The organism is Solirhodobacter sp. (assembly GCF_964715405.1).
Genome location: NZ_CBAICG010000013.1, coordinates 51781 through 77325, shown reverse-complemented (window position 1 = coordinate 77325; position 25545 = coordinate 51781). Strand labels below are relative to the sequence as shown.

At 69.5% G+C, this 25545-nt stretch carries 24 protein-coding genes; 13 read left to right on the top strand and 11 right to left on the bottom strand.

Features of this window, described 5'->3' with window-relative positions; genetic code table 11:
• Positions 1-2 precede the first annotated feature (2 nt).
• The 5 genes from AC11WY_RS08105 to AC11WY_RS08085 all read right to left on the bottom strand — a co-directional run bounded on the left by AC11WY_RS08105 (position 3) and on the right by AC11WY_RS08085 (position 6486).
• A complete protein-coding gene (locus AC11WY_RS08105; RefSeq protein ID WP_482924274.1) occupies positions 3-1613 on the bottom strand; it encodes a cytochrome ubiquinol oxidase subunit I in 1611 nt (536 codons plus the stop codon).
• A 154-nt stretch (positions 1614-1767) separates the two neighbouring features.
• A complete protein-coding gene (gene cydC, locus AC11WY_RS08100; RefSeq protein ID WP_482924273.1) occupies positions 1768-3411 on the bottom strand; it encodes a thiol reductant ABC exporter subunit CydC in 1644 nt (547 codons plus the stop codon).
• Entirely contained in the window at positions 3408-5108 is a 1701-nt protein-coding gene (locus AC11WY_RS08095; RefSeq protein WP_482924271.1) for an ABC transporter ATP-binding protein/permease, read from the bottom strand. Before AC11WY_RS08095 ends, cydC begins: the two co-directional genes overlap by 4 nt.
• 6 nt (positions 5109-5114) lie before the next feature.
• On the bottom strand, positions 5115-5546 hold the full coding sequence (locus tag AC11WY_RS08090) for a protein tyrosine phosphatase family protein (protein WP_482924269.1): 432 nt from the start codon (positions 5544-5546) through the stop codon (positions 5115-5117).
• Positions 5547-5625: 79 nt separating this feature from the next.
• Entirely contained in the window at positions 5626-6486 is an 861-nt protein-coding gene (locus tag AC11WY_RS08085; RefSeq protein WP_482924267.1) for an MBL fold metallo-hydrolase, read from the bottom strand.
• Between the two features lie 162 nt (positions 6487-6648).
• Here AC11WY_RS08085 and AC11WY_RS08080 point away from each other — a divergent pair, with 162 nt between their 5' ends.
• Together AC11WY_RS08080 and AC11WY_RS08075 are read left to right on the top strand one after the other, a co-directional pair.
• Positions 6649-6966 carry a TraR/DksA family transcriptional regulator gene (locus AC11WY_RS08080; RefSeq protein WP_482924265.1) on the top strand — a complete coding sequence of 106 codons (318 nt, stop codon included), beginning with the start codon at positions 6649-6651 and terminating at the stop codon, positions 6964-6966.
• Positions 6967-6982: 16 nt separating this feature from the next.
• Positions 6983-7159, top strand: a complete 177-nt coding sequence (locus AC11WY_RS08075; protein WP_482924264.1) for a hypothetical protein — start codon at positions 6983-6985, stop codon at positions 7157-7159.
• Positions 7160-7176: 17 nt separating this feature from the next.
• Here the strand turns inward: AC11WY_RS08075 and AC11WY_RS08070 are convergent, their stop codons facing one another.
• Positions 7177-8397 (bottom strand): acyl-CoA dehydrogenase family protein, encoded by a 1221-nt coding sequence (locus AC11WY_RS08070; RefSeq protein ID WP_482924262.1) that lies wholly within the window; start codon positions 8395-8397, stop codon positions 7177-7179.
• 102 nt (positions 8398-8499) lie between these two features.
• Here AC11WY_RS08070 and AC11WY_RS08065 point away from each other — a divergent pair, with 102 nt between their 5' ends.
• The 4 genes from AC11WY_RS08065 (at position 8500) to AC11WY_RS08050 (ending at position 14541) form a co-directional block, all read left to right on the top strand.
• Positions 8500-9537: a phosphotransferase family protein gene (locus AC11WY_RS08065; RefSeq protein WP_482924260.1), complete on the top strand. Its 1038-nt coding sequence runs from the start codon at positions 8500-8502 to the stop codon at positions 9535-9537.
• A complete protein-coding gene (locus tag AC11WY_RS08060; RefSeq protein WP_482924258.1) occupies positions 9534-11639 on the top strand; it encodes a 3-hydroxyacyl-CoA dehydrogenase NAD-binding domain-containing protein in 2106 nt (701 codons plus the stop codon). The genes AC11WY_RS08065 and AC11WY_RS08060 overlap by 4 nt, the downstream gene beginning before the upstream one ends.
• 422 nt (positions 11640-12061) lie before the next feature.
• Positions 12062-13351, top strand: a complete 1290-nt coding sequence (serS, locus tag AC11WY_RS08055) for a serine--tRNA ligase (protein WP_482924256.1) — start codon at positions 12062-12064, stop codon at positions 13349-13351.
• Positions 13351-14541 (top strand): cytochrome P450, encoded by a 1191-nt coding sequence (locus tag AC11WY_RS08050; protein WP_482924254.1) that lies wholly within the window; start codon positions 13351-13353, stop codon positions 14539-14541. Before serS ends, AC11WY_RS08050 begins: the two co-directional genes overlap by 1 nt.
• An 83-nt stretch (positions 14542-14624) precedes the next feature.
• Here the strand turns inward: AC11WY_RS08050 and AC11WY_RS08045 are convergent, their stop codons facing one another.
• Positions 14625-15086 (bottom strand): Lrp/AsnC family transcriptional regulator, encoded by a 462-nt coding sequence (locus AC11WY_RS08045; RefSeq protein WP_482924252.1) that lies wholly within the window; start codon positions 15084-15086, stop codon positions 14625-14627.
• Positions 15087-15227: 141 nt separating this feature from the next.
• Here AC11WY_RS08045 and cysG point away from each other — a divergent pair, with 141 nt between their 5' ends.
• From cysG to AC11WY_RS08015, 6 genes are all read left to right on the top strand, one after another.
• On the top strand, positions 15228-16616 hold the full coding sequence (gene cysG, locus AC11WY_RS08040) for a siroheme synthase CysG (RefSeq protein ID WP_482924251.1): 1389 nt from the start codon (positions 15228-15230) through the stop codon (positions 16614-16616).
• On the top strand, positions 16613-16921 hold the full coding sequence (locus tag AC11WY_RS08035; protein WP_482924250.1) for a DUF2849 domain-containing protein: 309 nt from the start codon (positions 16613-16615) through the stop codon (positions 16919-16921). The genes cysG and AC11WY_RS08035 overlap by 4 nt, the downstream gene beginning before the upstream one ends.
• The gene (locus AC11WY_RS08030) at positions 16914-18584 is read left to right on the top strand and encodes a nitrite/sulfite reductase (protein WP_482924249.1); all 1671 of its coding nucleotides are present in this window, start codon (positions 16914-16916) and stop codon (positions 18582-18584) included. The genes AC11WY_RS08035 and AC11WY_RS08030 overlap by 8 nt, the downstream gene beginning before the upstream one ends.
• Positions 18574-19329 carry a phosphoadenylyl-sulfate reductase gene (locus tag AC11WY_RS08025; RefSeq protein WP_482924248.1) on the top strand — a complete coding sequence of 252 codons (756 nt, stop codon included), beginning with the start codon at positions 18574-18576 and terminating at the stop codon, positions 19327-19329. The genes AC11WY_RS08030 and AC11WY_RS08025 overlap by 11 nt, the downstream gene beginning before the upstream one ends.
• Positions 19326-19736 carry a DUF934 domain-containing protein gene (locus AC11WY_RS08020; RefSeq protein WP_482924247.1) on the top strand — a complete coding sequence of 137 codons (411 nt, stop codon included), beginning with the start codon at positions 19326-19328 and terminating at the stop codon, positions 19734-19736. Before AC11WY_RS08025 ends, AC11WY_RS08020 begins: the two co-directional genes overlap by 4 nt.
• 68 nt (positions 19737-19804) lie before the next feature.
• Positions 19805-20632, top strand: a complete 828-nt coding sequence (locus AC11WY_RS08015) for a ferredoxin--NADP reductase (protein ID WP_482924246.1) — start codon at positions 19805-19807, stop codon at positions 20630-20632.
• A gap of 4 nt (positions 20633-20636) precedes the next feature.
• On the opposite strand, the gene AC11WY_RS08010 is transcribed toward AC11WY_RS08015, so the two are convergent.
• Positions 20637-20963, bottom strand: a complete 327-nt coding sequence (locus AC11WY_RS08010) for a hypothetical protein (RefSeq protein WP_482924244.1) — start codon at positions 20961-20963, stop codon at positions 20637-20639.
• Between the two features lie 238 nt (positions 20964-21201).
• On the opposite strand from AC11WY_RS08010, the gene infC reads away from it, so the two are divergent.
• Positions 21202-21690 carry a translation initiation factor IF-3 gene (infC, locus tag AC11WY_RS08005; protein WP_482924242.1) on the top strand — a complete coding sequence of 163 codons (489 nt, stop codon included), beginning with the start codon at positions 21202-21204 and terminating at the stop codon, positions 21688-21690.
• Positions 21691-21837: 147 nt separating this feature from the next.
• On the opposite strand, the gene AC11WY_RS08000 is transcribed toward infC, so the two are convergent.
• The 3 genes from AC11WY_RS08000 to AC11WY_RS07990 form a co-directional block, all read right to left on the bottom strand.
• The gene (locus AC11WY_RS08000; protein ID WP_482924240.1) at positions 21838-22842 is read right to left on the bottom strand and encodes a molybdopterin-binding domain-containing protein; all 1005 of its coding nucleotides are present in this window, start codon (positions 22840-22842) and stop codon (positions 21838-21840) included.
• A gap of 3 nt (positions 22843-22845) precedes the next feature.
• Complete coding sequence (locus AC11WY_RS07995) at positions 22846-23841, bottom strand: XdhC family protein (RefSeq protein ID WP_482924238.1); 996 nt, start codon at positions 23839-23841, stop codon at positions 22846-22848.
• A gap of 77 nt (positions 23842-23918) precedes the next feature.
• On the bottom strand, positions 23919-25475 hold the full coding sequence (locus AC11WY_RS07990; protein ID WP_482924236.1) for an OmpA family protein: 1557 nt from the start codon (positions 25473-25475) through the stop codon (positions 23919-23921).
• Positions 25476-25545 lie beyond the last annotated feature (70 nt).

Here is a 25545-nt window from a genome sequence, read left to right as displayed (position 1 = left end):
GGTTACTCCGCGGGGGTGGCAAAGGGAACCTTGCCGTCATGGGTGCGCAGGCGGTGTTCGTGCACGGCCATCCACTTGTTGGTCTCTTCCACGTCCTGATAGGGGCCCTTGCGGATGTATTTCACCGTCAGCCCCATCTCGACGATGAAGAGCACCGTGTAGAAGGTCGCAAAGCCCGCGATGGTCAGCAAGAGGTCGGTGACCGACAGGTGGCTGACCGACATCGCGGTGGGCAGCACGCCGTCCACCGTCCAGGGCTGGCGGCCAAACTCGGCCACGAACCAGCCCAGTTCCGCCGCGATCCAGGGCAGCGGGATCGCCAGCGGGGCAAAGATCAGCGCACCGCGCGGGAACTTCATGCCGCGGAACGAGGCGCGGTAGAAGTAGTAGGCAAAGCCCACGATGAAGAAGAGCCCAAGCCCCACCATCAGACGGAAGGCCCAGAACAGCGGCCAGACCACCGGCACCGTGTCGTTCGCCGCCGCCTTGATCTGATCTGGCGTCGCGGTGCGCGGATCGTCGACGTATTTCTTCAGCAGGAACGCATAGCCAAGGTCGGCCGAGTGATCCTCGAAGGTCTGCTTGACGTCTGCGGGCACGTTACCCTTGTCGGCGCGGTAGGTCATCAGCGCGTCGTAGGCGACCAGCCCGGACTTGATCCGCACCTCTGCTTGCGCCACCAGATCGTTGATGCCGGGGATCTGCGTGTCAAGCGACCGGGTGCCGATCAGGCCCATTACCCACGGAATCTTCACCGCCCAGTCGGTTTCATGCGTCTTCTGGTTCGGGATGCCGAAGGCGGTGAAGGCGGCCGGCGCGGGTTCCGTTTCCCACATGGCCTCGATGGCGGCCAGTTTCATCTTCTGGCTCATGCCGGCGTTGTAGCCGCTTTCGTCGCCTAGCAGGACGACCGACAGCGAGGCGGCAAGACCGAAGGCAGAGCCGACCGCGATCGACCGGCGGGCCAGCTCGATGTGGCGCCCCTTCAGCAGATACCAGGCCGACACGCCGACCACGAAGCCCGAGGCCGTCACATAGCCCGCCGAGACGGTGTGCACGAACTTGGCCTGCGCCACTTCGTTGAACAGGACGTCAAAGAAACTCGTCATCTCCATCCGCATCGAGACCGGGTTGAAGACGGCGCCGACCGGGTGCTGCATCCAGCCGTTGGCGATCAGGATCCACAGCGCCGAGAAGTTCGAGCCGATCGCGACCAGCCAGGTCACCGTCAGGTGGCCGCGCTGGCTCAGCTTGTCCCAGCCGAAGAAGAACAGCCCCACGAAGGTGGCTTCGAGGAAGAAGGCCATCAGGCCCTCGATGGCCAGCGGCGCGCCGAAGATGTCACCGACATACTGGCTGTAGTAGCTCCAGTTCATGCCGAACTGGAATTCCATCGTCAGGCCGGTGGCGACGCCCAGGACGAAGTTGATCCCGAACAGGGTGCCCCAGAACTTGACCATCTGGCGCCACACCGGGCGGTTGGTCATGACGTAGACCGTTTCCATGATCGCGACGATGAGCGACAGGCCCAGCGTCAGCGGCACGAAGAGAAAGTGGTAAAGCGCCGTCATCGCGAATTGAAAGCGTGACAGTTCGATCAGGCTGATGTCCATGTTTTCGGCTCCACCGGCGCCAGAAACATGTCCCGGCGACTCACGTTATGGCGTTCGGTATAGGCGCTTTGGCGCACTGGGCATTTGATCGGGATCAATTGCGCATCTTTGCCGCAGGTATTTCCGGGCCAAAGCCTGCGGCATCCTGGCCGGGTCAGATCAGGCGGATCACCCGGTCGGCCCAGCCCAGTTCGGCCGCGCGATGCGAGACGGTCAGAATCGCGGCCTCGGGCAGCGCGGCGCGGATGCCCGCCAGCACCTGTTGCGCGGTTTCGGGGTCCAGCCCCTCGGTCGGCTCGTCCAGCAGCAGGATGACGGGCCGCCGCAGCAGCGCCCGCGCCAGCGCCAGCCTGCGCGCCTCGCCGCCCGACAGGCCCGCGCCGCCCTCGCCCAACCGGGCCTCCAGCCCGCCCTTGTCGCGGATCGTGTCGGCCAGTGCGGCGGCCGCCAGCGCGGCCCAGGCCTCGGCCTCGGTCACCCCGTCGCGGGCGAGCGCGAGGTTGTCCCACACCGTCCCCGCCACCAGCGCGGTGCGCTGCGGCAACAGCGTCAGGCGGGCGCGCAGATCCGCCTCGGGCAGCGCGTCGAGCGCGGTTCCCGCCACCGTCACCCGCCCCGCCTGGGGCGCGATCATCCCGGCCAGCACAAAGAGCAGCGTCGATTTCCCGGTGCCGCTCGGCCCCGCGACGGCGACGGTTTCGCCGGGCGCGACCGAGAGCGAGAGCCCGGCAAAGACCGGTCGCGCCGCGCCGGGGCGGCGATAGGTCAACCCGTCCACCACCAGCCCGCCCGATGCCGCGCCGGGCGCCGGTTTCGCCGCCGCGTCAGCCGCCCCCGCGCCCTCGACCACCCGCCCGGCGGCATCCTGCATCCGGCCAAGCTCGGCCATGCCCCGCCGCAGCGCCGGTGTGATTTCGGCCAGCGCCAGCGCCACGAACATCCCCAGCGCCGCCTGCGCCGCACTGATCGTTCCCGCCGCCACCAGCCCGCCGCCCAGCGCCATCGCCCCGCCAAAGGCCGCCGCCGCCACCAGCGCGAGCGCCAGCCCGGCACCGCGGTCGACCCGGTCCAGCGCGCGCGTGGCCGCCCGCGCCTGATCATCGCGCGCCTGCACCAGGGCGCGCTGATCCGCCATCCGGCCGTGCACGATCAGCTCGGTCCGCGCGCGGACAAGGTCGATGACCTCGCGCCGCAGCGCCTGCCCCGCTTGCTCGGACGCCACCGACGGCGCCCGGCCCGCCCGCGCGGTGAGCCAGAGCACCGCGCCGCCCGCCAGCACGAAGGCCCCGGTGACCCACAGCGCCACCCCCGCCGCCACGTCGAGCCACAACAGCAGCGCCGCCAGCGCCAGCACCGCCGCCGCGCTGATCAGCGGCAAGACCAGCCGCAGCGCCACCCCATCGAGCGCATCGACATCCGCCGTCATCCGGTTCAGCGCCACCGCCCCGCGCAACCGCAGCATCGCGTCCAGCCCCGCCCGCGCCTGCCGCCGCAGCAGATCGACGCGCAGCGCGGCCAGCGCGCGCAACGTCGCGTCATGCGTCAAGAGCCGCTCGCCATAGCGGCCCGCGGTGCGGCCCAGCGCCAGCGCCCGCACCCCGGCGCTGGGACCGAAGACATTGAAGACCAGCCCCGCGCCCGCCAGACCGGCCGCGCCCGCCGCAGTGATGAACCAGCCCGACAGGCCCAGCAGCGCCGCGCCCGAGGCCAGCACCAGCACCTGCAAGGCTGCGCCCAGCGCCAGCGTGCCCGGCCGCGCCCGCGCGATCTGCCGCCAGACCTGCCCAAGCGCGCTCATACCCTGACCTCGCGCCCAAGCGCCGCGATCAGCATCGGGTCATGCGTCGCCACCACCAGCGTCACGCCGTGCGCGCTCAGCGCCATCAGCGCCGCCGTCACCGCGTCCGCCGTCTCGCGGTCAAGGTCGGCGGTGGGCTCGTCGGCCAGCAGCACCTCGGGGTTGGCGGCGAAGGCGCGCGCCAGCATCAGCCGCCGCGCCTCGCCGCCCGAGATGCCGCCGCCGGTCTCGCCCAGCCGCGTCGCCAGCCCACCGGGCAGCGTCGCCACCACGCCCTCGGCCTGCGCCGCCGCCAGCGCCGGGCCAAGGTCGGCGCCAAGCCTGCGCAGGTCGAGGTTTTCGCCCAGGGTCCGGTCGAGGAAATGCGGCGCTTGCCCGACCCAGGCCAGACGCGCGCGCCAGCCGTCGGCGGTGTCCTCGCTCAGCGCCACACCGGCCACGTTCAAGGTGCCCGACGCCAGCGGCACCAGCCCCGCCAGCGCCGCCAGCAGCGTCGATTTCCCCGCCCCGCTCGGCCCCGTCACCGCGATCCGGTCGCCCGGCGCCAGGCTCAGGTCGGGCAGCCGCACCCTCCGCGTGCCGCGCTGCACCACGGCGCTGCGGAGCGCGATCACCGCCGCCCCCGGCAGCGCCGCCGCGGCAGTCCCCGACCCCAGCGCCGCCACCGGCGCCCCGGCCTCTGCTTCGGCCAGTTCGCCCGCCACCGCCAGCGCCTGCGCCCGGTCGTGCCAGGCGGCCGCCACATCGCGCAGCGGCTGGAAATAGTCCGGCGCCAGCAGCAGCAGGAAGATGCCCTCGCCCAGGCTCAGCGGCGCGCCCCAGGTGCCGAACCGGATCGCGCCCAGCAGCGAAAAGCCGACATAGACCGCGATCATCGCCACGCCGAGCGCCGCGAACAGTTCCAGCACGGTCGAAGACAGGAAGGCGATCCGCAGCACCACCATCGCGCGGGCGCGCAAGCCTTCGGCGCGCGCCTCGAAATCGCGCGCGGTGCGTTCGCCCGCGTCGAGCAGGCGGATGTCGACCAAGGCCCCCAGCCGGTCCATCAGCAGCGTATTCAGATCGCCGATCTCGGCCATCTGCTTCTGGCTCGCCTCTTTCGCGGCGATGCCGATCAGCGCCATGAACACCGGGATCAGCGGCCCCGCGACCAGCAGCACCAGCGCCGCCGCCCAGGAAAACCACGCGGTGATGATCAGGATCAGGATCGGCAGCACCCCCGCGCGAAGCTGCGCCGGACGGTAGCGGGTGAGGTAGGGCAGCAGCATCGGCAGCTTTTGCGCCATCAGCGCACCCACCTCGGCCGAGGCCGGGCCGCCCCCCGCGCGGCGGCTTTCACGCGCCAGCACCGTCGCGCGTTCGGCGGCCACCACGCTGTCAGCAGCGTCGAAGACCACCGCCCCGGCGCGGTGATCCAACAGTGCCCGCGGCGCCGCCAACAGCACGAACGCCAGCGCGGCCTCCAGCGCGGCGGCCGCCGTCGCACGCCCGTCCGACCACCCGGCGACCAGCGCCGCGACAACCGCCGCCTGCACCGGCCAGAGCGCGCCGGTGACGATGTTGAGCAGTCCCGCCGTGCGGAAGGCGCCGCTGGCCCGCGCCTCGAGCGCGTCGAGCCGCAGCGCGTCGGGGGCCTTCAGCCGCGCCCGGCGTCCCGCCCGCGCCGGGGCGTCTTGTGCCTCTGCCCCGGCCGTCATCCCGCCTTAGCCCCTCTCGGCCGCGCGCGCTTCCAGTTGCGGACGCAGGCCGCCCAGTTGATAGCCAAAGCGCGCCGGCAGCCCGATCAGCTCGTCCACCGGGCGCGCGCCCGCCTGCGACAGCGCCCAGAGGATCGAACAGCGGTTGCCCGAGGCGCAATAGGCGAAAACCGGGCCGGGCGAGTCGGCGATGGCCGCGCGCTGAATGGCGATGATGTCTTCGGTCAGGTTGCCGTGGCTCAGCGGGTTGTCGATGAAGGTCATCCCCGCCGCCTCGACCGCGGCGCGGACGGCGGCGGACTGCCGATCCGGCGGGATCTCGGCATCGGGGCGGTTGTTGATCACGGTGACGTAGCCCGCGGCGCGGATCGCCATCACATCAGCGGGGTCGATCTGCGGCGAAACGGCGTAACTGTCGGTGATCGGGCGGATGTCCATGCGTGATCCCTCGGCTTTGCCCGGCCCCTGCCGCAGCGGGCGCGATCCTAGCCGCGCGCGGCGCCGGGGGAAAGGGACCTCACAATCCGTTGATCGGCACCTTGAGGTAGCTCACGCCGTTGTCTTCGGGTTCCGGCATCTGGCCCGCGCGCATGTTCACCTGCAACGACGGCACGATCAGCCGCGGCATCGCCAGCGTCGCGTCGCGCGCCTGCCGCAGCTTGACGAACTCGTCCTTGGCCCGCCCGGCCAGATGGACGTTGCGCGCCTTCTCTTCCGCGACCGTGGTTTCCCAGGCGAATTCGTCACGCCCCGGGGCCTTGTAGTCGTGACCGACGAAAATGCGCGTCGCGTCGGGCAGGGTCAGGATCTTCTGCACGCTTTCGAACAGGGTCTCCGCCGAACCGCCGGGGAAATCGCAGCGCGCGGTACCGAAATCGGGCATGAACAGCGTGTCGCCCACGAAGGCCGCATCGCCGATGACATAGGTCAGGCAGGCCGGCGTATGGCCCGGCGTGTGCAGCACGTCGGCGCGCATCTGGCCGATGTGCAGGCTGTCGCCTTCCTTGAACAACTGGTCGAACTGGCTGCCGTCACGCTGAAACCGGGTGCCCTCGTTGAAAATCTTCCCGAACGTCTCCTGCACCACGGTGATGCGGTCGCCGATGCCGATCCTGCCGCCCACACGCTCCTGAATGTAGGGCGCGGCGGAAAGGTGGTCGGCGTGGACGTGGGTTTCCAGAATCCAGTCGATCGTCAGCCCCTCGGCCGTTACCCAGTCGATCACGGCGTCGGCCGACCTCGTATCGGTGCGCCCCGAGGCATAGTCGAAATCCAGCACCGAATCGATCACCGCGCAATGGGTGCCAGCGGGATCGCGCACGACATAGGTGATCGTGTTGGTCGCGGTGTCGAAGAATGCCTTGACGTCGGGTGCCATGGGTTTCCCCCTCTGGGTGCTGTGCTGGGCCTCAATATGGCGCGCACCGAACATATATCAACATTGGAATATCATCCATTTCGGGTCACGCGCCGGTTTGACCTGCGTCAAGGTGGCATCCGTCCCGCGCGCCTAGAATGCCGGAACCCAAGGGAGACGTCCATGACGACCATTGCCGCCCGCAAGGCCCAGCTTCAGGCCCGCCTCGACGACCTGACGCGCCGTCTGGCCTCCATCGACAGCGAGCTTGACACCCATAATTCCAAGGACTGGGAAGAGTTGGCCGCCGAACGCGAAAGCGACGAGGTGCTGGAAGGCATGGGCAATTCCGGCAAGCAGGAAATCCGCATGATCGAGGCCGCGCTGAAGCGGATCGACGGCGGCGAATATGGCTACTGCGCGACCTGCGGCGCCGCGATCGAGAATGCCCGGCTGGACGTGCTTCCCTACACGCCGTTTTGCAGCAACTGCGCCCCCTGAGGCGACGGAGACTCCGATGACCCACACCGACCAGACCCGCTTTGATCGCGCCACCCCGGCGCCGATGCCCGCCGACCCCCGTCTCGCCCGGCTTCTGGCCGAGATGCTGGAACTGTCGGCGATCCTGCCGCCGACCAGGGCCCCCCAGGATGACGAGGCGATCGAGGCGCTGTTCGACAACCTCGCGGTCTGAGCCCTAGCGGCCAGGCCCTACCCGTTCGTGTGGCGCGCCAGTTCCGCCCGCGCGACCTGTCGGCGGTGCACCGCATCCGGCCCGTCGGCCAGCCGCAGGGTGCGCAGATGCGTCCATTGCCGCGCCAGCGGCGTATCTTGGCTGACGCCTGCCGCGCCGAACATCTGCACCGCCTGATCCGTCACCTTCAGTGCCACCGCGGGCGCCACCACCTTCACCATACTGATCCACGGCGCCGCCGCCCTGGCGTCGCCCTGGTCCATCATCCAGGCCGCCTTCAGGCACAACAGCCGCGCCTGCTCGATCTCCATCCGCGCCTCGGCGATGTGGTCGAGGTTGGCACCCAGTTGCGCCAGCGGCTTGCCGAACGCCTCGCGCACCAGTGACCGCCGACACATCAGGGCCAGCGCGAATTCCGCCTGCCCGATCGCCCGCATGCAATGGTGGATGCGCCCCGGCCCCAGCCTGCCTTGGGCGATCTCGAACCCCCGCCCCTCGCCCAGCAGCAGACTGTCCACCGGCACCCGCACATCGCGATAGCGGAAATGCATGTGCCCGTGCGGCGCGTCGTCGTGGCCGTAAACCTCCATCGCGCGCAGCTTCTCGATGCCGGGCGTGTCGGCGGGCACCACGATCATCGAATGGCGCGCGTGTTTCGGGCCGTCCCCGGCGGTGCGCACCATCACGATATGGACCGCGCAGCGCGGATCGCCCGCCCCGGTCGCCCACCACTTCTCGCCGTTCAGCACATAGCTGTCGCCCTCCCGCACGCAGGACATCGCGATGTTCGTGGCGTCGGAGGAAGCCACCTCCGGTTCCGTCATCAGATAGGCCGACCGGATGCGCCCTTCCATCAGCGGTGCCAGCCAGCGCGCCTGCAACGCCGCCGAGCCATAGCGGTGCAACACCTCCATGTTGCCGGTATCGGGCGCGTTGCAGTTGAACACCTCGGGCGCCAGATGGCTGCGCCCCATCTCCTCGGCGATCCAGGCGTAATCGACGATGGACAGCCCGGCCCCGCCGTCGCCCGACCACCACAGGTTCCACAGCCCGCGGTCGCGCGCGGTGCCCTTCAGCCCCTCCAGAATCTCGGTCTGCCGCGCGGTAAAGGCCCAGCGGTCGCCGCCCTTGCCGACCTCGGCCAGAAACTCGCCGTCCAGCGGCGCGATTTCGTCGGCCACCATCGCCCGGACCGCGGCATGGATCGGCCGCGCCCGCTCGCTCAGTCCCAGTTCCATCGCGCAGCCCCCGTGTTCCGATCGGCGGAAAGCCAAGCAGCCGCCCCGGCGCTTGTCAATCTGCCCATTGCCAAAGCTCTGTGCGCCCTTGTTAATGCAGTGATGGGAGCGGGGGCAGAGATCAGCGCGGAAATCCTCGGGCCGTGGCTTGGCGCGCATGTGCCGAGCCTCGTTCCGCCGGTTCGGCTGCGCAAATTTCCCGGCGGCCAGTCCAACCCGACCTGGCGGCTCGACCACGGCGGTGCACCCCTCGTGCTGCGCATGAAGCCGCCCGGCCCGCTGCTGGCCTCGGCGCATCAGGTCGAACGGGAATACCGCGTCATGGCGGCGCTGGCCGGAACGGCGGTGCCGGTGCCCCGGATGATCGCGCTGGCCACCGACGACGCCTCGCCGCTCGGGCGCGCCTTCTTCGTGATGGACTACCTCGACGGTCGCCTGTTCTGGGATCCCGCCCTGCCCGACCTCGCGCCCGCCGACCGCGCCCCCCTTTACATGGCGATGGCCGAAACCCTGGCCGATCTGCATGCGCTCGACCCCGCCGCCCTCGGACTGGCCGATTTCGGCCGCCCCGGCGCCTATTTCGCGCGCCAGTGCGACCGCTGGGCTCGCCAGTATCGCGCCTCGATCGCCGCCCCCGACCCGCGCGTGGATCGTCTGATCGCCTGGCTCGCCGCCCATCTGCCGCCCGACGAGGGGCCGCCCGCACTCGTGCACGGCGATTACCGGCTCGACAACATGATCTTCGCCCCCGACGCCCCCCGTGTGCTGGGCCTGCTGGACTGGGAGCTGTCCACCCTCGGCCCGCCGCTGGCCGACATCGCCTATCTGTGCATGCAGCTTCGCCTGCCGCACGATGCCGGAATGCGCGGCCTTGGCGGGCTGGACCGCGCCGCCCTCGGCCTGCCATCGGAAGACGACATCCTCGCCACCTACTGTGCCCGCCGCGGCCTGGCCGCTGTGCCGGATTTCACCTTCGGCCTCGCCTTCGCCTTCTTCCGCCTCGCCGCGATCCTGCAAGGCGTCGTGCACCGCGCCGAAACCGGCAACGCCTCCAACCCCGACACCGCCCGCGCCTACGGCCGCGCCATCCCGATCCTCGCCGACATGGCGCTCGACCTGACAGGAGACCCCCCGACATGATGCAGGCCGCAGAGTGGGAAAACCACGAGGGGACCGCGCTGATCACCCTCGACAACCCGCCGGTGAACGCGCTCGGCCATGCCCTGCGCGCAGCCCTCGCCGAAGCGGTGGACGAGGCCGAGGCCGACCCCGCCATCCGCGCCATCGTGATCCGCGCCGCCCGGCGCACCTTCCCGGCGGGCGCTGACATCCGCGAATTCGGCAAGCCGTCCGCGCCGCCCTTGCTGCCCGACCTCTGCGCCCGCGTCGAGGCCTGCACCAAGCCGGTGGTGGCCGCGATCCACGGCACCGCGCTTGGCGGCGGGCTGGAGCTTGCGCTGGCCTGTCACGCCCGCGTCGCCCTCGCCTCGGCCCGGATCGGCTTCCCCGAGGTCACGCTCGGCCTGCTGCCCGGTGCGGGCGGCACCCAGCGCGCGCCCCGCCTGATCGGCGCTGAACCGGCGTTGCGGCTGATGACCACCGGCCGCCCGATCCGCGCCGCCGAGGCGCTCGCCCTCGGTCTGGTCGATCGCGTGGTCGAGGACGACGTAACCGCCGCCGCCCTCGACCTCGCTGCCGAACTGGCCGCCGCGCTGGCCCGAACCGGCCACCCGCCGGTGGCCACCCGCAACCGCGCCGAGGGCTTCCGCGACCCCATCGCCTACGAGGCCGCCATCGCCGCCGCGCGCGCGACGGTGCAGCACCCCGACCTGCCCGCCCCCGGCCGCATCATCGACTGCGTCGAGGCGGCGCTGCTGTTGCCCTTCAACGCCGGACTCTCCTTCGAGCGTGCCGCCTTCGGGGATCTGGTCGACTCGCCCGCCGCCAAGGGCCTGCGCCACGCCTTCCTCGCCGAGCGTCGGGTCACGAAAATCCCCGAGGCGGGCGCGAAACCCCGCACCATCGGGCATGTTGGCGTCGTCGGCGGCGGGCTGATGGGCGCGGGCATCCTTGTCGCCCTGCTCGACGCGGGCCTGACCGCCACCTTGGTCGAACGCGATCGCGACGCCTTGGCCGCCGGGCTCGAACGTGTCGCCACCATCCACGAGGCCGCCGTCACCAAGGGCAAGCTCAAGCCCGAGCGGCGCGACGCCGACTGGGCCCGCCTGTCGGGGTCCACCGACCTTGCCGCGCTGGCCGCCGCCGATCTGGTGATCGAGGCGGTCCCCGAGGATGAGGCGCTCAAGGCCGACCTCTTCCGCCGTCTCGACCCGATCCTGAAACCCGGCGCGCTCTTGGCCACCAACACCTCCTATCTCGACGTCAACGTGCTGGCCCGCGTCACCTCGCGGCCCGCCGACGTGATTGGCCTGCACTTCTTCTCGCCCGCCAACATCATGCGGCTGGTCGAGGTGATCGTGGGCGCCGAAACCGCGCCCGATGCCGTCGCCACCGGCTTCGCGCTGGCGCAGCGGATGGGCAAGACGGCGGTGCGCGCCGGGGTCTGCGACGGCTTCATCGGCAACCGCATCCTGACCGCCTACCGCACCGCCGCCGACATCACCGTCGAGGATGGCGCGTCGCCCTACGACGTCGATGCCGCGATGCGCGATTTCGGCTTCCCGCTCGGCCCCTACGAACTGGCCGACCGCACCGGGCTCGACATTTCCTGGGCCCGGCGCAAGCGGCTGGCGCCCCTCCGCGACCCCGAGGCGCGCTATGTCGCCATCGCCGACCGGCTGTGCGAGGCGGGCCTGTTCGGCCAGAAGACCGGCGCGGGCTGGTACATCTACCCCGAGGGCACCCGCGGTGGGCGCCGCGACCCCAGTGTGCTCGCCCTCATCGCCGAGGAGCGCGCGCGCAAGGGCATCATCCCCCGCGCGATCCCCGACGACGAGATCGTGCGCCGCTGCCTGCTGGCGATGATCGCCGAAGGTGCGCGGATCGCCGAAGAGGGCATCGCGCTGCGCCCGTCCGACATCGACGTGGTGATGCTGGCAGGCTACGCCTTCCCGCGCTGGCGCGGCGGCCCGATGAAGGCGGCCGACCTGATCGGCCTCCTGCAGGTGCGCACCGAACTGGCCGCGCTCGCCCCCGCGGCGCCCGCGATCTGGTCGCCGCCGCCGATCCTGTCGGACCTGATCAAACATGGCCGGAGGTTTGACGACCTCAACGGCGACTAGGGCGGGCCCTGCGCGATGGCTGCGATGGGCCCGGCCAACGCGCGCAGGACCGGGCGGGCCGGGCGCGGGAGGCAGAACCGCGCGACCGCGGCACGGCCGTGCACCCCGATCCACCCCCAAGGGGCGAGCAGCAGCAGGATGCTGTGGAAGATGGCCATGTGTCGCTCCGGAAGCCGGGGTCCGTGCAGCCCCGCCCCCCATCCTCGCCGCGCCGGGTTGCGATCGGGTTAACCGGGCTCGGCAATCCGACTCGCCGCCCTCGGGCCGAGCGGTGTCTGCATCGGTGCAAAATCGGTGCAAGATCGGTGCTGTTTCGGTGCCTCGATTTTCCAGCCCCACCAAGGGCTTGGCACCCGCCCAGCCACGGGCTTCCCTCCGCCCCCGCAATCGGGCATATCAGGGCGCAAGCCACGAGGTGAGACATGCACGACATCCGCGCCATCCGCGACAACCCCGCCGCCTTCGACGCCGCGCTGGCCCGTCGGGGCCTGGCGCCGCTGTCGCCCGAGGTGCTGGCCATCGACGAGGCACGGAGGGCGAAAATCCTCGCCGCCGAGACTGCGCAGGCCGCACAGAACGCCGCCTCCAAGGCGGTCGGCGCCGCCAAGGCGGCCGGAAATGATACGGAATTCCAACGGCTTCGCGCGCTCGTGGCCGACCAGAAGGCCGAGATCACCCGAGTGACCGAGGAAGCTGCCGCCGAAGAAACGCGGCTGCGCGACCTCTTGCTGACGATCCCGAACATGCCGCGTGCCGAGGTGCCGGACGGCACCGACGAGGCGCAGAACGTCGAGTTGCGGCGCTGGGGCACCCCCCGCGCCCTCTCCTTCGCGCCCAAGGAACACTTTGAAATTCAAGGCGTCAAACCCGGCATGGATTTCGCGACGGCGGCCAAGCTCTCGGGCAGCCGCTTTGTGGTGCTGCGTGGCGCGGTGCTGCGCGTCCACCGCGCGCTCGGCCAGTTCATGCTCGACACCCACATCACCGAGCATGGGCTGACCGAGACCTGGACCCCGGTTCTGGTCAAGCAGGACGCGATGTATGGCACCAACCAGTTGCCGAAATTCGCCGAGGACAGCTATCAGACCACCAACGGCTGGTGGCTGATCCCGACCTCGGAAGTGACCCTGACCAACACCGTGGCGGGCGAGATTCTTGAGGAATCCCAACTGCCTGTGCGGATGACCGCGCTGACCCAGTGCTTCCGCTCCGAGGCCGGATCGGCCGGCAAGGACACCTCGGGCATGCTGCGCCAGCACCAGTTCGAGAAGGTCGAGATGGTCTCCATCACCACGCCCGAGGCCAGCCTCGCCGAACACGAACGGATGACCGCTTGCGCCGAGGCGATCCTGCAAAAGCTGGGCCTGCCCTACCGCACCATCGTGCTGTGCACCGGCGACATGGGCTTCGGCGCCACGAAAACGCATGACCTCGAGGTCTGGCTGCCCGGCCAGAACACCTACCGCGAGATTTCCTCGGTCTCGGTCTGCGGCGATTTCCAGGCCCGCCGGATGAATGCCCGCTACCGCCCGGCGGGTGGAAAACCCGAGTTTGTTCATACGCTTAACGGGTCCGGCCTTGCGGTCGGACGGTGTCTGATCGCGGTGCTGGAAAACGGCCAGCAGGCCGATGGCTCGGTCAATCTGCCCGTGGCGCTGCACCCCTACCTTGGCGGCAAGACCCGGATCGGCGCGGATGGCGCGCTGCTGTGATGACGCTGCCGCGGATCGCCCAGGCGCCGACCGACCCGGCCTTCGTGCAGAACCCCTACGGCTTCTACGAACGCGCCCGCGCGCTGGGCGGCCTGATCTGGTGGGAAGACTACGGGCTGCCCTGCGCGCTGTCCTACGCGGCGGTCAACGCGATCCTGCGCGATCGCAGGTTCGGTCGCGAAGTGCCTGAAGCCAAACGCAAACCCGTCCCCGACCACGTCGCGCCCTTCTACGCGGTCGAAGCCCATTCCATGCTGGAACTGGAGCCGCCGCGCCACACCCGGTTGCGCAGCCTCGTGCTGCGCGCCTTCACGTCGCGCCGGATCGCCGCGATGGCGCCCGAGATCGCGGCGCTGTCGCACGACCTGATCGACCGCTTTCCGGCGGATGACTTCGACCTGATGCCCGCCTTCGCGCGGCTGATCCCGGTGATCGTCATCGCCCGCCTGCTGGGCGTGCCCGAAAGCATGGCCGACGACCTGCTGGACTGGTCGAACGCGATGGTGGGCATGTATCAGGCTCGCCGCAGCCGTGCGATGGAGGATGCCGCCGCCGCTGCCGCGCGGGATTTCGCTGCGTTCATGCGGGGTTACGTCGAGGAACGCCGCGCCCGCCCGGCCGACGACCTGATCACCCGGCTGATCGCCGCCGAGGAGGAGGGCGAGAAACTCACGACCGACGAGTTGATCACCACCTGCATCCTGCTCTTGAACGCGGGGCATGAGGCGACGGTGCATTCGCTCGGCATCGCGGTGAAGACGCTGCTGGAACAGAAGATCCCGCCCGCCGCCCTTGCCCCCGACCGGATCGAGGCGACGCTGGAGGAGGTGTTGCGCTTTGACCCGCCGCTGCACCTCTTCACGCGCCACGCCTATGACGACGTCGAGGTGATGGGCCACACCTTCCGCAAGGGCGAGGAGGTCGCCTGCCTGCTGGCCGCCGCGAACCGCGACCCCGGCATGTTCGAGCGTCCGGCGGTGTTCGACCCCGCGCGCCTGGCCAAGCCCAACCTCAGCTTCGGCGTCGGCCTGCACTTCTGCGTCGGCGCTCCGCTCGCCCGGCTGGAACTGCAGACCGCGCTGCCGATCCTCTTCGCGCGGCGGCCGGGGCTGCGGCTGGCGGGCAAGCCAAAATATGGTAATGTCTATCATTTTCATGGGCTTGAGGCCCTGCGAGTCGATCCGGCCTGACCCGCGCCGAGCCATTTCTTCTTGGCAAAACTACTCCGGGGGCGCCCGGAACGGGCGGGGGCAGCGCCCCCCTTTTCCCGCCGTCAGAGCGGCAGCAGGGTAGTGGACTTGATCTCTTCCATCGACAGCAGCGCGGTCACGTTGTAGATGCGCACCTCGGAAATCAACGCCTGATAGAACGTGTCGTAGGCCCGCGCGTTCTTCACCCGGACCTTCAGGATATAGTCGATGTCGCCCGCCAGCCGGTGCGCCTCCAGCACCTCGGGGCGCTCGCGCAGGGCGTGCAGGAATTTCTGCTGCCAGACCGCCTCGTGTTCCGAGGTGCGGATCAGCACGAAGAAGCAGGCCTCCAGCCCCAGCGCCTCGGGGTCGAGGATCACCGTCTGCCGCATGATCACCCCCTGCTCGCGCAGCTTGCGGATGCGATTCCACACCGGCGTCTTGGAAGACCCCACCTTGCGGGCGATCTCGTCCAGCGACTGGCCTGCATCCTCCTGCAGTTCGGTGAGGATTTTCCGATCCATGTCGTCGAGGCGGACAGGCATTCCTGAAGTCTCCATTAACCGGGATCAAATTTCCCTACAGCCGCAGTATTGGAACAATCTTCCTTGTTTGCAAGCGCGTATGGCACTGTAATGGGATAAAATCCTATACTGCGGGGGCAAACACAGCATCGGACGCCGATAATGGACCATTTCCCGATCTTCCTGAATCTGACCGCGCGACGCATCGTCGTGGTCGGCGGGGCGGATGAGGCGCTGGCGAAACTGCGGCTGCTGCTCAAGACCCCCGCCGCGCTGACGGTCTTTGCGCAAAGCCCGCTGCCCGAGATCGACGCCTTTGCGGCGGCCGGGCGGCTGCGGCTGATCCGGCGCGGGTTGGCCGCGGGCGATGCCGACGGCGTCGCGCTGGTCTATGCCGCCACCGGGGACGCCGCCGAAGATGCCCGCGTCGCCGCGATCGCGCGGGCCGAAGGGGCGCTGGTCAACATCGTCGACAACCTCGCCGACAGCGACTTCCTCACCCCCGCCATCGTCGATCGTGACCCGGTAGTGGTGGCGATCGGCACCGAGGGCGCCGCCCCGGTGCTGGCCCGCGCGCTGAAGGCCGAGTTGGAAGAACGCCTGCCGCCGGTGCTGGGCGTTCTGGCCCGGATCGGCAAGGGCTTCCGGCCGCGCGCCGAGGCGCTGCCGCAGGGCCGGGCGCGGCGTGCGTTCTGGGCCGAGTTCTACGGCACCACCGGCCCGCGCGCCCATGCCGCAGGCGGCACCGCAGCGGTGGAAGCGGCGCTTGACGCCTTGCTGAACCGGCATCTGACAGCGGAACCCGCGCACGGCCGCGTCGATCTGGTCGGTGCCGGGCCGGGCGATCCGGACCTGCTGACGCTGAAGGCGCGCCGCGCGCTCGACCGGGCCGATGTGGTGATCCACGACCGGCTGGTCGCGCCCGCGATCCTCGAACTTGCCCGCCGCGAGGCGCTGATCATCGACGCCGGGAAAGAGGGCTTCGGCCCCTCGACGCCGCAGGCCGAGATCAATGCGCTGATCGTCACTCATGCCGCGCGCGGTGCCCATGTCGTGCGGCTGAAGTCGGGCGATCCCGCCATCTACGGGCGGCTGGATGAGGAAATCGACGCGCTGGAGGAAGCGGGCATCGACTGGGCGATCGTGCCCGGCATCACCGCCGCCTCGGCGGCGGCGGCTGCGGTCGGGCAAAGCCTGACGAAACGCGGCCGCAACGCCTCGCTGCGGTTCCTGACCGGGCACGACGTGCAGGGCTTCGCCGAACAGGACTGGCGCGGTCTGGCCCGCGACGGTTCGGTCGCCGCGATCTACATGGGCAAACGCGCCGCGCGGTTCCTGCAAGGGCGGCTGATGATGCACGGGGCGAAGGCGGAAACCCCGGTGACGGTGGTGGAAAACGCCTCGCGCCCCGATCAGCGGGTGCTGGAGACCACGCTGATCGCCCTGCCCGAGGCGGTCGCCACCCTCGATGGCCCCGCCGTGCTGCTTTACGGCCTCGCGGCCCGCGCCGCAGAGGCGCACCTGACCGAATTGAAGGAGGCCCTGTCATGAGCCAACGCTTCACCCCGAAAGTCGTCACCGCCAACGCGCTGCTGGAGGGCGACGTGGTCTTCCTCACCGCCGATGACCGCTGGTCGCGGGCACATTCCGAGGCCGAACTGATCGAGGACGAGGCGCACGCCCAGATGCGCCTGCTGACCGCGCAATCGCAGCGGCAGGTCGTCGTGGGCGCCTATCTGGCCGAGGCGAAGGCCGGGCCGAATGGGCCGGAGCCCTCGCATTTCCGCGAGGCGTTCCGCACCCGCGGCCCCTCGAACTACCGGCACGGCAAGCAGGAAGACCCGTCCCATGTATAAGTACACCGATTTCGACGAGGGCTTCGTGCGCGAGCGGGTGGCGCAGTTCAGCCAGCAGGTCGCCCGCCGCGTCGATGGCAGCCTGACCGAGGATGAATTTCGCCCGCTGCGCCTGATGAACGGACTTTACCTGCAACTGCACGCCTACATGCTGCGGGTGGCGATCCCCTATGGCTCGCTCAACAGCCGCCAGATGCGGCAACTCGCCTGCATCGCCGACACCTGGGACAAGGGTTACGGCCACTTCACCACCCGGCAGAACATCCAGTACAACTGGCCGAAACTGTCGGACGTGCCCGCCATGCTGGCCGCGCTGGCCGATGTGCAGATGCACGCGATCCAGACCAGCGGCAACACGATCCGCAACGTCACCGCCGACCATTTCGCCGGCGCCGCGGCGGACGAGATCGACGATCCGCGCCCGATCGCGGAACTGTTGCGGCAATGGTCGACCGACCACCCCGAGTTTCAGTTCCTGCCGCGCAAGTTCAAGATCGCCATCACCGGCAGCCCCAACGACCGCGCCGTGACGCGGGCGCATGACATCGGGCTGCGGATGATCCGCAGCGAGGCGGGCGAGGCCGGCTTCGAGGTGATCGTGGGCGGCGGCCTTGGCCGGACGCCGCTGATCGGCCACACGGTGCGCGCCTTCCTGCCGCAAGCCGACCTGCTGCCCTACGTCGAAGCGGTGCTGAGCGTCTACAACCTGCTCGGTCGGCGCGACAACAAGTACAAGGCGCGCATCAAGATCACGCTGCACGAAACCGGCGCGGCCGAACTGACGCGGATGATCGAGGAACGCTTTGCCGAACTGCGCGTCGCCTATGACGGCACCGACCAGCGGCTGCTGGCCGAGATCCGCGCGGCTTTCTCGCGGCCCGTGTTCAAGACCGCGCCGACACCCGCGCATGAGGCGGCGCTGGCGCTCGACCCCGCCTACCGGGCGTGGGCCGACACCAACCTCGTGGCCCACCGCAACCCTGACTACGCCATCGTGCAGGTCAGCCTGAAGGCGCACGGCGCGACACCGGGCGATGCCACGTCGGACCAGATGCGGGTGCTGGCCGATGTTGCGCAATTCTTCGGCCACGACGAGTTGCGCATCAGCCACGAGCAGAACGTGATCCTGCCGCATGTCCACAAGGGCGACCTGCCGACGGTTCACGCGATCCTGCGCAAGGCCGGGCTGGCGACGGCGAACATCGGCCTGATCTCGGACATCATCGCCTGCCCCGGCATGGATTATTGCAGCCTCGCCACCGCGCGCTCGATCCCGGTGGCTCAGGCCATCGCGCTTCGGTTTCAGGAGCTTGACCTCGAACACGAGGTCGGCCCGATGAAGATCAAGATCTCGGGCTGCATCAACGCCTGCGGGCATCACCACGTCGGCCACATCGGCATCCTCGGCCTCGACCGCGCGGGGGTGGAGAACTACCAGATCACGCTCGGCGGCGATGCGACCGAGACCGCCGCGATCGGCGAGAAGGCCGGGCCGGGCTTCGCCTATGACGAGGTCGTGCCCGCGCTGGAACGACTGATCCGCGCCTACCTGAACCTTCGCCTCGAACCGTCCGAAACGTTCCTGATGGCCTTCCGCCGCCTTGGCGCCGCACCGTTCAAGGCCGCCCTCTACCCCGACGAAAGAGACCGCGATGCCGCTTGAATCCGCGCTGCCCCCGGTCGAGGACCGGGTGAAGGAACTGAACGCGCGCTATCGTCACCACGCGGCAACGACGGTGCTGCAACACGCGCTGGCCGATCCGCTGGTGGGCCGGGTGGCGATGGTATCTTCCTTCGGGGCTGAATCGGTGGTGCTGCTGCACCTCGTTTCGGTGATCGACCGCACCGTGCCGGTGGTGTTCATCGACACGCGGATGCTGTTTCCCGAAACCCTCGCCTACCAGATCGAGCTGTCCGAGAAACTGGGGCTGGCTGAAGTGCGCACGATCCGCCCCGATCCGGTGGCGGTGCTGGCGCGCGACGTCGACAACCTGTTGCATCAGGTCGACCCCGACGGCTGCTGCGCCCTGCGCAAGACCGAACCGCTGGAGCGTGCGCTGCGTGGCGTCGACGCCTGGATCAACGGGCGCAAGCGCTATCAGGGCCAGACCCGCGCCGAGATCGACTTCTTCGAGGTCGAAGGCAACGGCCGGATCAAGATCAACCCGCTGGCGCACTGGGACCGCCACGACATCGAGGATTACATGGTGGAAAACCGCCTGCCCAGGCATCCGCTGGTGTCGCGCGGCTATCCCTCGATCGGCTGCCTGCCCTGCACGACGGCGGTGAAGCCCGGCGAAGACCCGCGCGCCGGGCGCTGGCGCGGCCGCGACAAGGAAGAATGCGGCATCCATTTCATCAACGGTCGCCTCGTGCGCGGCAACGGCACCCAGGAGTCCGCGGCATGACCGTGATCGTCACCGACACCGGCTTCGGCCCCGACACCTTCACCGGAACCGCCACCCCCGCGCAGGCGGGGGTCTCCTCCGGCGCGCGCGCGCTCGACCTGCCCCCGACGGCCGATGTCTCGGCGCTGACCGGTCACCTCGACGGCGTGGAATTGATCCGCATCGCCTTCCCCAGCTTTTCCGACGGGCGCGGCTTCACGCTGGCGCGGCGGTTGCGACTGATGGGCTACACCGGGCGCCTGCGCGCGGCGGGCCATGTCATCGCCGACCAGTACACGATGGCGCGGCGCGCCGGCTTCGATGAGGTGGAAATCTCCGACGACCTTGCCGCCCGGCAGCCGATCGAACAGTGGAAATTCCGCGCCGACTGGCGGGCCCATGACTATCAGTCGCGGCTACGCGCCTGATTCCCGGCTTTCCCAGCCCATCATCACGGATTAGAGAGGGCGGGGACGCGCGCGTCCCCGCAACCCGCATGACCGAACAGAGCAACGTGACCGACACCCCCGCGACCCCCGTCAAGACCCTGCCCGACGCGCAGACCGTGACCGCCGTCCGGCACTGGACGGACCGGCTGTTTTCCTTCCGGGTGACGCGGCCGCGCAGCCTGCGCTTCCGCTCGGGCGAATTCGTGATGATCGGCTTGTTGGACGACAGGGGCAAACCGCTGCTGCGCGCCTATTCCATCGCCTCGCCCGCCTGGGACGAGGAACTGGAGTTCTACTCGATCAAGGTGCCCGATGGGCCGCTGACCAGCCGCCTGCAGCACATTCAGGTCGGCGACCAGATCATCCTGCGGCCCAAACCCGTCGGCACGCTGGTGCTCGACGCGCTGCTGCCCGGCCACCGGCTCTGGTTCCTCGCCACCGGCACCGGCATCGCCCCCTTCGCCAGCCTGATGCGCGACCCCGACACCTACGAGCGCTATGACGAGGTGGTGATGATGCACACCTGCCGCACCATCGAAGAACTGGAATACGGCCGCCAACTGGTCGCCGCGCTGAAGGACGACCCGCTGATCGGCGAGATGGCCAGCGAAAAGCTGCGCTATTACCCGACGACGACGCGGGAAGAGAGCCCGCTGATGGGCCGCATCACCGACAACCTGACCTCCGGCAAGGTCTTCGCCGACCTCGGCATTCCGTCGATGGACGCGGGCCACGACCGCGCGATGGTCTGCGGCAGTCTGGCCTTCAACGTCGATGTGAAGGCGGTGCTGGAAGGCTTCGGCCTGCGCGAGGGCGCCAACAGCGAACCCCAGGAATACGTCGTCGAAAAGGCCTTCGTCGGCGAGGGAATCTGAGCCGTCAGTTCTTCTTCTTCGCGGCATCAAGCGCCAGCTTCAACCTGTCGAGCACCGATTGCATCGCCACCCCGTCGCCCTTCGACTGGGTGAAGGCCGCCATCAGCTGCACCCGGTCCGGCTCGGACACGTCGGCATCGGCGATGCGCGCCATGATCTGGTCGCGCGTCAGATCGGCCGCCGACCAGGACAGCGCGGGAACCGGATTGGCAGCGGCCGCGACCGACTCGCGCGGCGGCATCACGGCGCCGGGGCCAAGCAACCCCAGCAAGAGCACGCAGCCCGCCGCAACAAGGATGATGACCGCGGCAACCAGCACGGGTCTTTGCATTCCGGTCTCCAGAACCGCCATGGAGGGCTCCCCATGCCCCTTGTGGCAGAGCCGCGGGCCCATGGGAAGCGTCGCAAAACCACATGTGTGTGCCGGAACCTGCGCGCCGTGGGGAATCCGGTTGAAACCCCGGCGCGGCAAGTCTATTTTGCGCTCCATCGTCCGAAACAGCGCAAGGATTGCCGCCATAGCTCGCAGACCCCACAATGCCCCGCCGCAACGCGACACGGGCCCCCGCGTGAACGACCGTATCCGCTCGCCCGAAATCCGCCTGATCGGCGCCGACGGCGAGAATGTGGGCGTTGTCACCCCCTCGCGTGCGATGATGATGGCCGAGGAGGCCGGGCTTGATTTGGTCGAGATTTCGCCGAACGCGGAACCGCCGGTCTGCAAGATCATGGACTTCGGCAAGTTCAAGTACGAGCAGCAGAAGCGCGAGGCCGAAGCGCGCAAGAAGCAGCACATCATCGAGATCAAGGAAATCAAGTTCCGCCCCGGCACCGACATTCATGACTACGAGGTCAAGATGCGGTCGGTGGTGAAATTCCTCGAAGGCGGCGACAAGGTGAAGGTCACGCTGCGCTTCCGCGGCCGCGAGATGGCGCACCAGCAGCTTGGCCTCGAACTCTTGAACCGGGTGGCCGACGATGTGGCCGAGCTTGGCAAGGTCGAGAACATGCCGCGGCTGGAAGGCCGCCAGATGGTGATGATGATCGGCCCGAAGTAAGCTGACCGCTTCGGGACGACCAGGGAAGGCTCTCCGCTTCGGGGGGCCTTTTGCTTTGGCGGGGGTGCGGTGCGGCGGGGGGCTGTCTGCCCCCACGGCCTGCGGCCTCCCCCCGAGGATATCTTTGCCAATGCGAATGGGGGGGCCTCAGCCGTCGCGCTCGCGCGGTTGCGGGCGGATCGGGATTTCCTTCAAGAGCCCGCCGACGCCCATCGCGGACAGGTCGTCGGCGGTGACCTCGATGCCGCAGGCGAGGCGTTCCAGCACCCAGTCGGCGCCATTCAGGGCGGGCGAGCGGGCGCAGCCGGGCAGCCCGATCACCGGGCGCGCGCCAAGCTGGCCGAGAAATAGCAGGTTGCCGGGATCGACCGGGATGCCGAAGCGGGTGACCGTGCCGCCCGCCGCGCGCAGCCCCTCGGGGCCGGTGTCGTGCAGATCGGAGGTGGCCGAGCCGGTCAGGATCAGCACGATCCCGCCCGGCAGCGCGGGCAGCGCGGCGGCGATGGCCGCAGCGTCATGCGGGACGGCGGTGACGCCCGCAAGCTCCATCCCCAAGGCGCGGAGGCGCCGCGCGGTGACCTCGCGCGCCTTGGCGTTGAGCTTGGGGGGCTGCCCCGGCACCTCGGTCAGCAGCAGGCCCGCGGTGCGGTGCAGCACCGGGCGGACGCGCAGCGCGCCACGCGCGGCCGCTTCGGCGGCGGCAAGCCGGGCGGCGTCCACCGCGTAGGCGATGATCTTGACGGTGCCGACCAGCGTGCCCTGCGCCACCCGCGTCAGCGGCGCCAGCGTGGCGAGCGTGATCGCCGGGTCGATCCGGTTCAGCGCAAGGATCGCGGCAGCGTCAAGCTCGACCAGCCCCGGCCCGGTGGCCTTGAGGTTCACCCGGCCGGTGAAGGGGACGGTGCGGGCCAGCCCGGCGGCGGCCTCATCCGGCACCAGCGCGGCGGCAAGGCGGGCGGCGGCGGCATCCTCGCCCACGTCGCCGGGTGCTATGCGCGCGACGATCAGAAGTTCCACCCCCTCGGCGGCGAGGGCCGCGATGTCGGCGGCGCTCAGGCGCTGCCCCTTTGACAGCTTGCGCCCGTCCAGCATGCGCGAATGGGCAAGGATCGCGCCCTCGGCCTGATCAAGCGGCACCGGGCCGAACTGCATCGCCTAGCCCTTTCGCAGGGTTTCGGTGATCTGGGCGAGGATCGCGACCGCGATCTCGGCCGGGCTCTTGGCGCCGATGTCCAGACCGACGGGGGCATGGATACGGGCGATTTCCTCGGGTGTGTAGCCCGCCGCCGTCAACCGCTCCACCCGCTTGGCATGAGTGCGGCTGGACCCGAGGCAGCCGAGGTAGAACACCGGCGAACGCAGCGCGGCGCGGATCGCCGGGTCGTCGAGCTTGGCGTCATGGGTCAGCGTCACCACGGCGGTGCGGGCGTCAAGGCCGTGCGCCGCCATCGCCTCGTCCGGCCAGTCGTGCGAGATCACTTCGCCGGGAAAGCGGGCGGCGGCGCCGAACGCCTCGCGAGGGTCGATCAGCAGCGGGTCGTAGCCGGTCAGGCGCGCCATCTGCAACAGCGGTTGGGCGATGTGGACGGCGCCGACGACGATCATCCGCAGGGGCGGGTTGTGAATGGCGACGAACCAGTCGCCCTCTTCCATCCCCGATTTGTCGGCCCGGAGCCGGGCGCGGATCGCGGGTTCCAGCGGATCGCCCGCGCCATCGGTCAGCCGGTTTTCCCGGCTTGCGGTGTTGACCACATAGGCCACCGCCCGGCGCGCGGCGCGGGCGGCGACCAGCGCCTCCAGCAGCGGTAGCGGCAGGGCGGGGCCGATCGGTTCGACCAGCACGCGGATCGTGCCGCCACAGGCAAGACCCACGGCGAAGGCCTCGTTGTCGGAGACGCCGAAGGTCAGCAGGCGCGGCTTGCCGTCGGCCAGCGCGTCCAGCGCCTCGGCCACCACGGCCCCCTCGACGCAGCCGCCCGAGACCGAGCCCATGATCTGCGCGTCGCCCGAAATCGCCAGTTGGCTGCCCGCCTGTCGCGGCGCGCTGCCCCAGGTTTCCACCACCGTCGCAAGGGCGGCACCCCGCCCCTCGCGCAGCCAGGCGAGGGCGATTTCCGGGATCTGGTCATGCTGCAGGGCTGGATCGGTCATGGCTTGATTATGGCGCCGTGCCGGGGCCAGCGCCAGCCCCGGCACGGCGGGGCTGGGCTAAAGTCGCAAGTCGCGCGTTACTGCCCGGCCACCGGCAGCAGCCCGGTGATCCGGCGCACCACGATGCGGCGGTTGGCATCGTCAGGGCCCTGCGTCGGGTTCTTCATGTCGCTTTCGCCGTAGCCCTGGGTGATCAGGTTCTGCGGCGGCACGCCGAAGTATTCGGTCAGCGCCATCGCCGTGGTCTGGGCCCGTGCATCCGACAGAGCGAGGTTCATCGCCGGGTCGCCCACCGCGTCGCTGTGGCCCTCGATCAGGAAGACCTCGGCGGGGTTCTGCGCGATCATGTCGGCCATCACATGGCCGAGCACGGCCAGGGTCTGCGCCTGATCCGGGCTGACCGCGGACGAGCCCGAGGGGAAGGCGAGCGTGGTCAACTCGACCTCGGGGGCGAGGTAGCGCACCTGCGGGATGTCGCGGATCTGCGACAGATTGAAGAACCGGTTTGCAGACTGCAGCGGCGTGGTGAGGAAGGCCGCGCGCAACAGGTCCGGGCCGGTCTGCATCGTGTAGAGCACGTCGACCGGCGACTCGGGCGGCAGTTGCGCCACGATCGGCGGCGGCAGCACACGGGTGTCGTCGAACAGCAGCACCTCGCGCCCGTTGGGGTAGGTCACCGTCCGGCGCACCACGCGGCCGTTGGCGTCGCGCACCGTCAGGATGATCGAGCCGTCCGCCTGCACGATGCGGGTCGCCACCGAGCCGTCATCGAAGGTCTGCGTCGTGATGGTGTCGCCGGGCCGCCGGATCAGCACGTCATCATCATGATAGACGCCGTAATTGCCGTAGGTATCGCGGTAGATGACGCGGTCGCCCGAGTTCGACATGACGGTGTCGCCATTCGACAGCAGCGCGCCGATCGCCACCGCGCCAAGCGCGATCAGGCCGAATTGCTCGAAATCGCTCATGCCCTGGCTGCGATCCCAATGGCGGTTCCAGTTGTTGTCGCGGCTGCGCGGCCCATCGCCCTGACCGAAATGCCACTCGTGCGTGCGGTTGCCGGGGCGGAAATCATTCGCGCCGCGGTCGGCCGCCATCGGCGGGCGCCCGTTGTTGAACGGCAGAATGGGCCGACCCTGGCCATTGCCCTGTCCGTTGCCGAATTGCTGGCCCTGCCCGCCATTGTTGTTGCCGTAGCCGGTGTTGCCGTGCGGCTTCAGCGGCACGAAGGTGTTGCCCTGACCTGCGCCAGGTAGCGGGTGGAACTGGTTGCCCTGCCCGGTATTGTGGTCGTTGTTGCCCTGCGGCTGGAGCGGGACAAACGTGTTGCCCTGACCCGCGCCGGGTTTCGGGTGGAACTGGTTGCCCTGGCCGGTATTGTTGTTGCCGTTGCCGTTGCCGTTGTTGCCCTGCGGCTTCAGCGGCACGAAGGTGTTGCCCTGACCCGCGCCGGGGAGCGGGTGAAACTGGTTGCCCTGGCCGGTATTGTGGTCGTTGTTGCCGACGTTGCCTTTGTTGCCCTGCGGCTTCAGCGGCACGAAGGTGTTGCCCTGGCCGCCATTCTTGTTGCCGTTGCCGGTGTTGCCGTTGCCGGTGTTGCCGTTGCCGGTGTTGCCCTGCGGTTTCAGCGGCACGAAGGTGTTGCCCTGACCGCCATTCTTGTTGCCGTTGCCGGTGTTGCCCTGCCCACCCGTGTTGCCACTG

What these genes read in the sequence shown, in the direction of transcription:
- AC11WY_RS08105 (WP_482924274.1), bottom strand. Translation starts at nt 1,613, where the DNA reads ATGGACATCAGCCTGATCGAACTGTCACGCTTTCAATTCGCGATGACG.
- cydC (WP_482924273.1), bottom strand. Translation starts at nt 3,411, where the DNA reads ATGAGCGCGCTTGGGCAGGTCTGGCGGCAGATCGCGCGGGCGCGGCCG.
- AC11WY_RS08095 (WP_482924271.1), bottom strand. Translation starts at nt 5,108, where the DNA reads ATGACGGCCGGGGCAGAGGCACAAGACGCCCCGGCGCGGGCGGGACGC.
- AC11WY_RS08090 (WP_482924269.1), bottom strand. Translation starts at nt 5,546, where the DNA reads ATGGACATCCGCCCGATCACCGACAGTTACGCCGTTTCGCCGCAGATC.
- AC11WY_RS08085 (WP_482924267.1), bottom strand. Translation starts at nt 6,486, where the DNA reads ATGGCACCCGACGTCAAGGCATTCTTCGACACCGCGACCAACACGATC.
- AC11WY_RS08080 (WP_482924265.1), top strand. Translation starts at nt 6,649, where the DNA reads ATGACGACCATTGCCGCCCGCAAGGCCCAGCTTCAGGCCCGCCTCGAC.
- AC11WY_RS08075 (WP_482924264.1), top strand. Translation starts at nt 6,983, where the DNA reads ATGACCCACACCGACCAGACCCGCTTTGATCGCGCCACCCCGGCGCCG.
- AC11WY_RS08070 (WP_482924262.1), bottom strand. Translation starts at nt 8,397, where the DNA reads ATGGAACTGGGACTGAGCGAGCGGGCGCGGCCGATCCATGCCGCGGTC.
- AC11WY_RS08065 (WP_482924260.1), top strand. Translation starts at nt 8,500, where the DNA reads ATGGGAGCGGGGGCAGAGATCAGCGCGGAAATCCTCGGGCCGTGGCTT.
- AC11WY_RS08060 (WP_482924258.1), top strand. Translation starts at nt 9,534, where the DNA reads ATGATGCAGGCCGCAGAGTGGGAAAACCACGAGGGGACCGCGCTGATC.
- serS (WP_482924256.1), top strand. Translation starts at nt 12,062, where the DNA reads ATGCACGACATCCGCGCCATCCGCGACAACCCCGCCGCCTTCGACGCC.
- AC11WY_RS08050 (WP_482924254.1), top strand. Translation starts at nt 13,351, where the DNA reads ATGACGCTGCCGCGGATCGCCCAGGCGCCGACCGACCCGGCCTTCGTG.
- AC11WY_RS08045 (WP_482924252.1), bottom strand. Translation starts at nt 15,086, where the DNA reads ATGCCTGTCCGCCTCGACGACATGGATCGGAAAATCCTCACCGAACTG.
- cysG (WP_482924251.1), top strand. Translation starts at nt 15,228, where the DNA reads ATGGACCATTTCCCGATCTTCCTGAATCTGACCGCGCGACGCATCGTC.
- AC11WY_RS08035 (WP_482924250.1), top strand. Translation starts at nt 16,613, where the DNA reads ATGAGCCAACGCTTCACCCCGAAAGTCGTCACCGCCAACGCGCTGCTG.
- AC11WY_RS08030 (WP_482924249.1), top strand. Translation starts at nt 16,914, where the DNA reads ATGTATAAGTACACCGATTTCGACGAGGGCTTCGTGCGCGAGCGGGTG.
- AC11WY_RS08025 (WP_482924248.1), top strand. Translation starts at nt 18,574, where the DNA reads ATGCCGCTTGAATCCGCGCTGCCCCCGGTCGAGGACCGGGTGAAGGAA.
- AC11WY_RS08020 (WP_482924247.1), top strand. Translation starts at nt 19,326, where the DNA reads ATGACCGTGATCGTCACCGACACCGGCTTCGGCCCCGACACCTTCACC.
- AC11WY_RS08015 (WP_482924246.1), top strand. Translation starts at nt 19,805, where the DNA reads ATGACCGAACAGAGCAACGTGACCGACACCCCCGCGACCCCCGTCAAG.
- AC11WY_RS08010 (WP_482924244.1), bottom strand. Translation starts at nt 20,963, where the DNA reads ATGCAAAGACCCGTGCTGGTTGCCGCGGTCATCATCCTTGTTGCGGCG.
- AC11WY_RS08000 (WP_482924240.1), bottom strand. Translation starts at nt 22,842, where the DNA reads ATGCAGTTCGGCCCGGTGCCGCTTGATCAGGCCGAGGGCGCGATCCTT.
- AC11WY_RS07995 (WP_482924238.1), bottom strand. Translation starts at nt 23,841, where the DNA reads ATGACCGATCCAGCCCTGCAGCATGACCAGATCCCGGAAATCGCCCTC.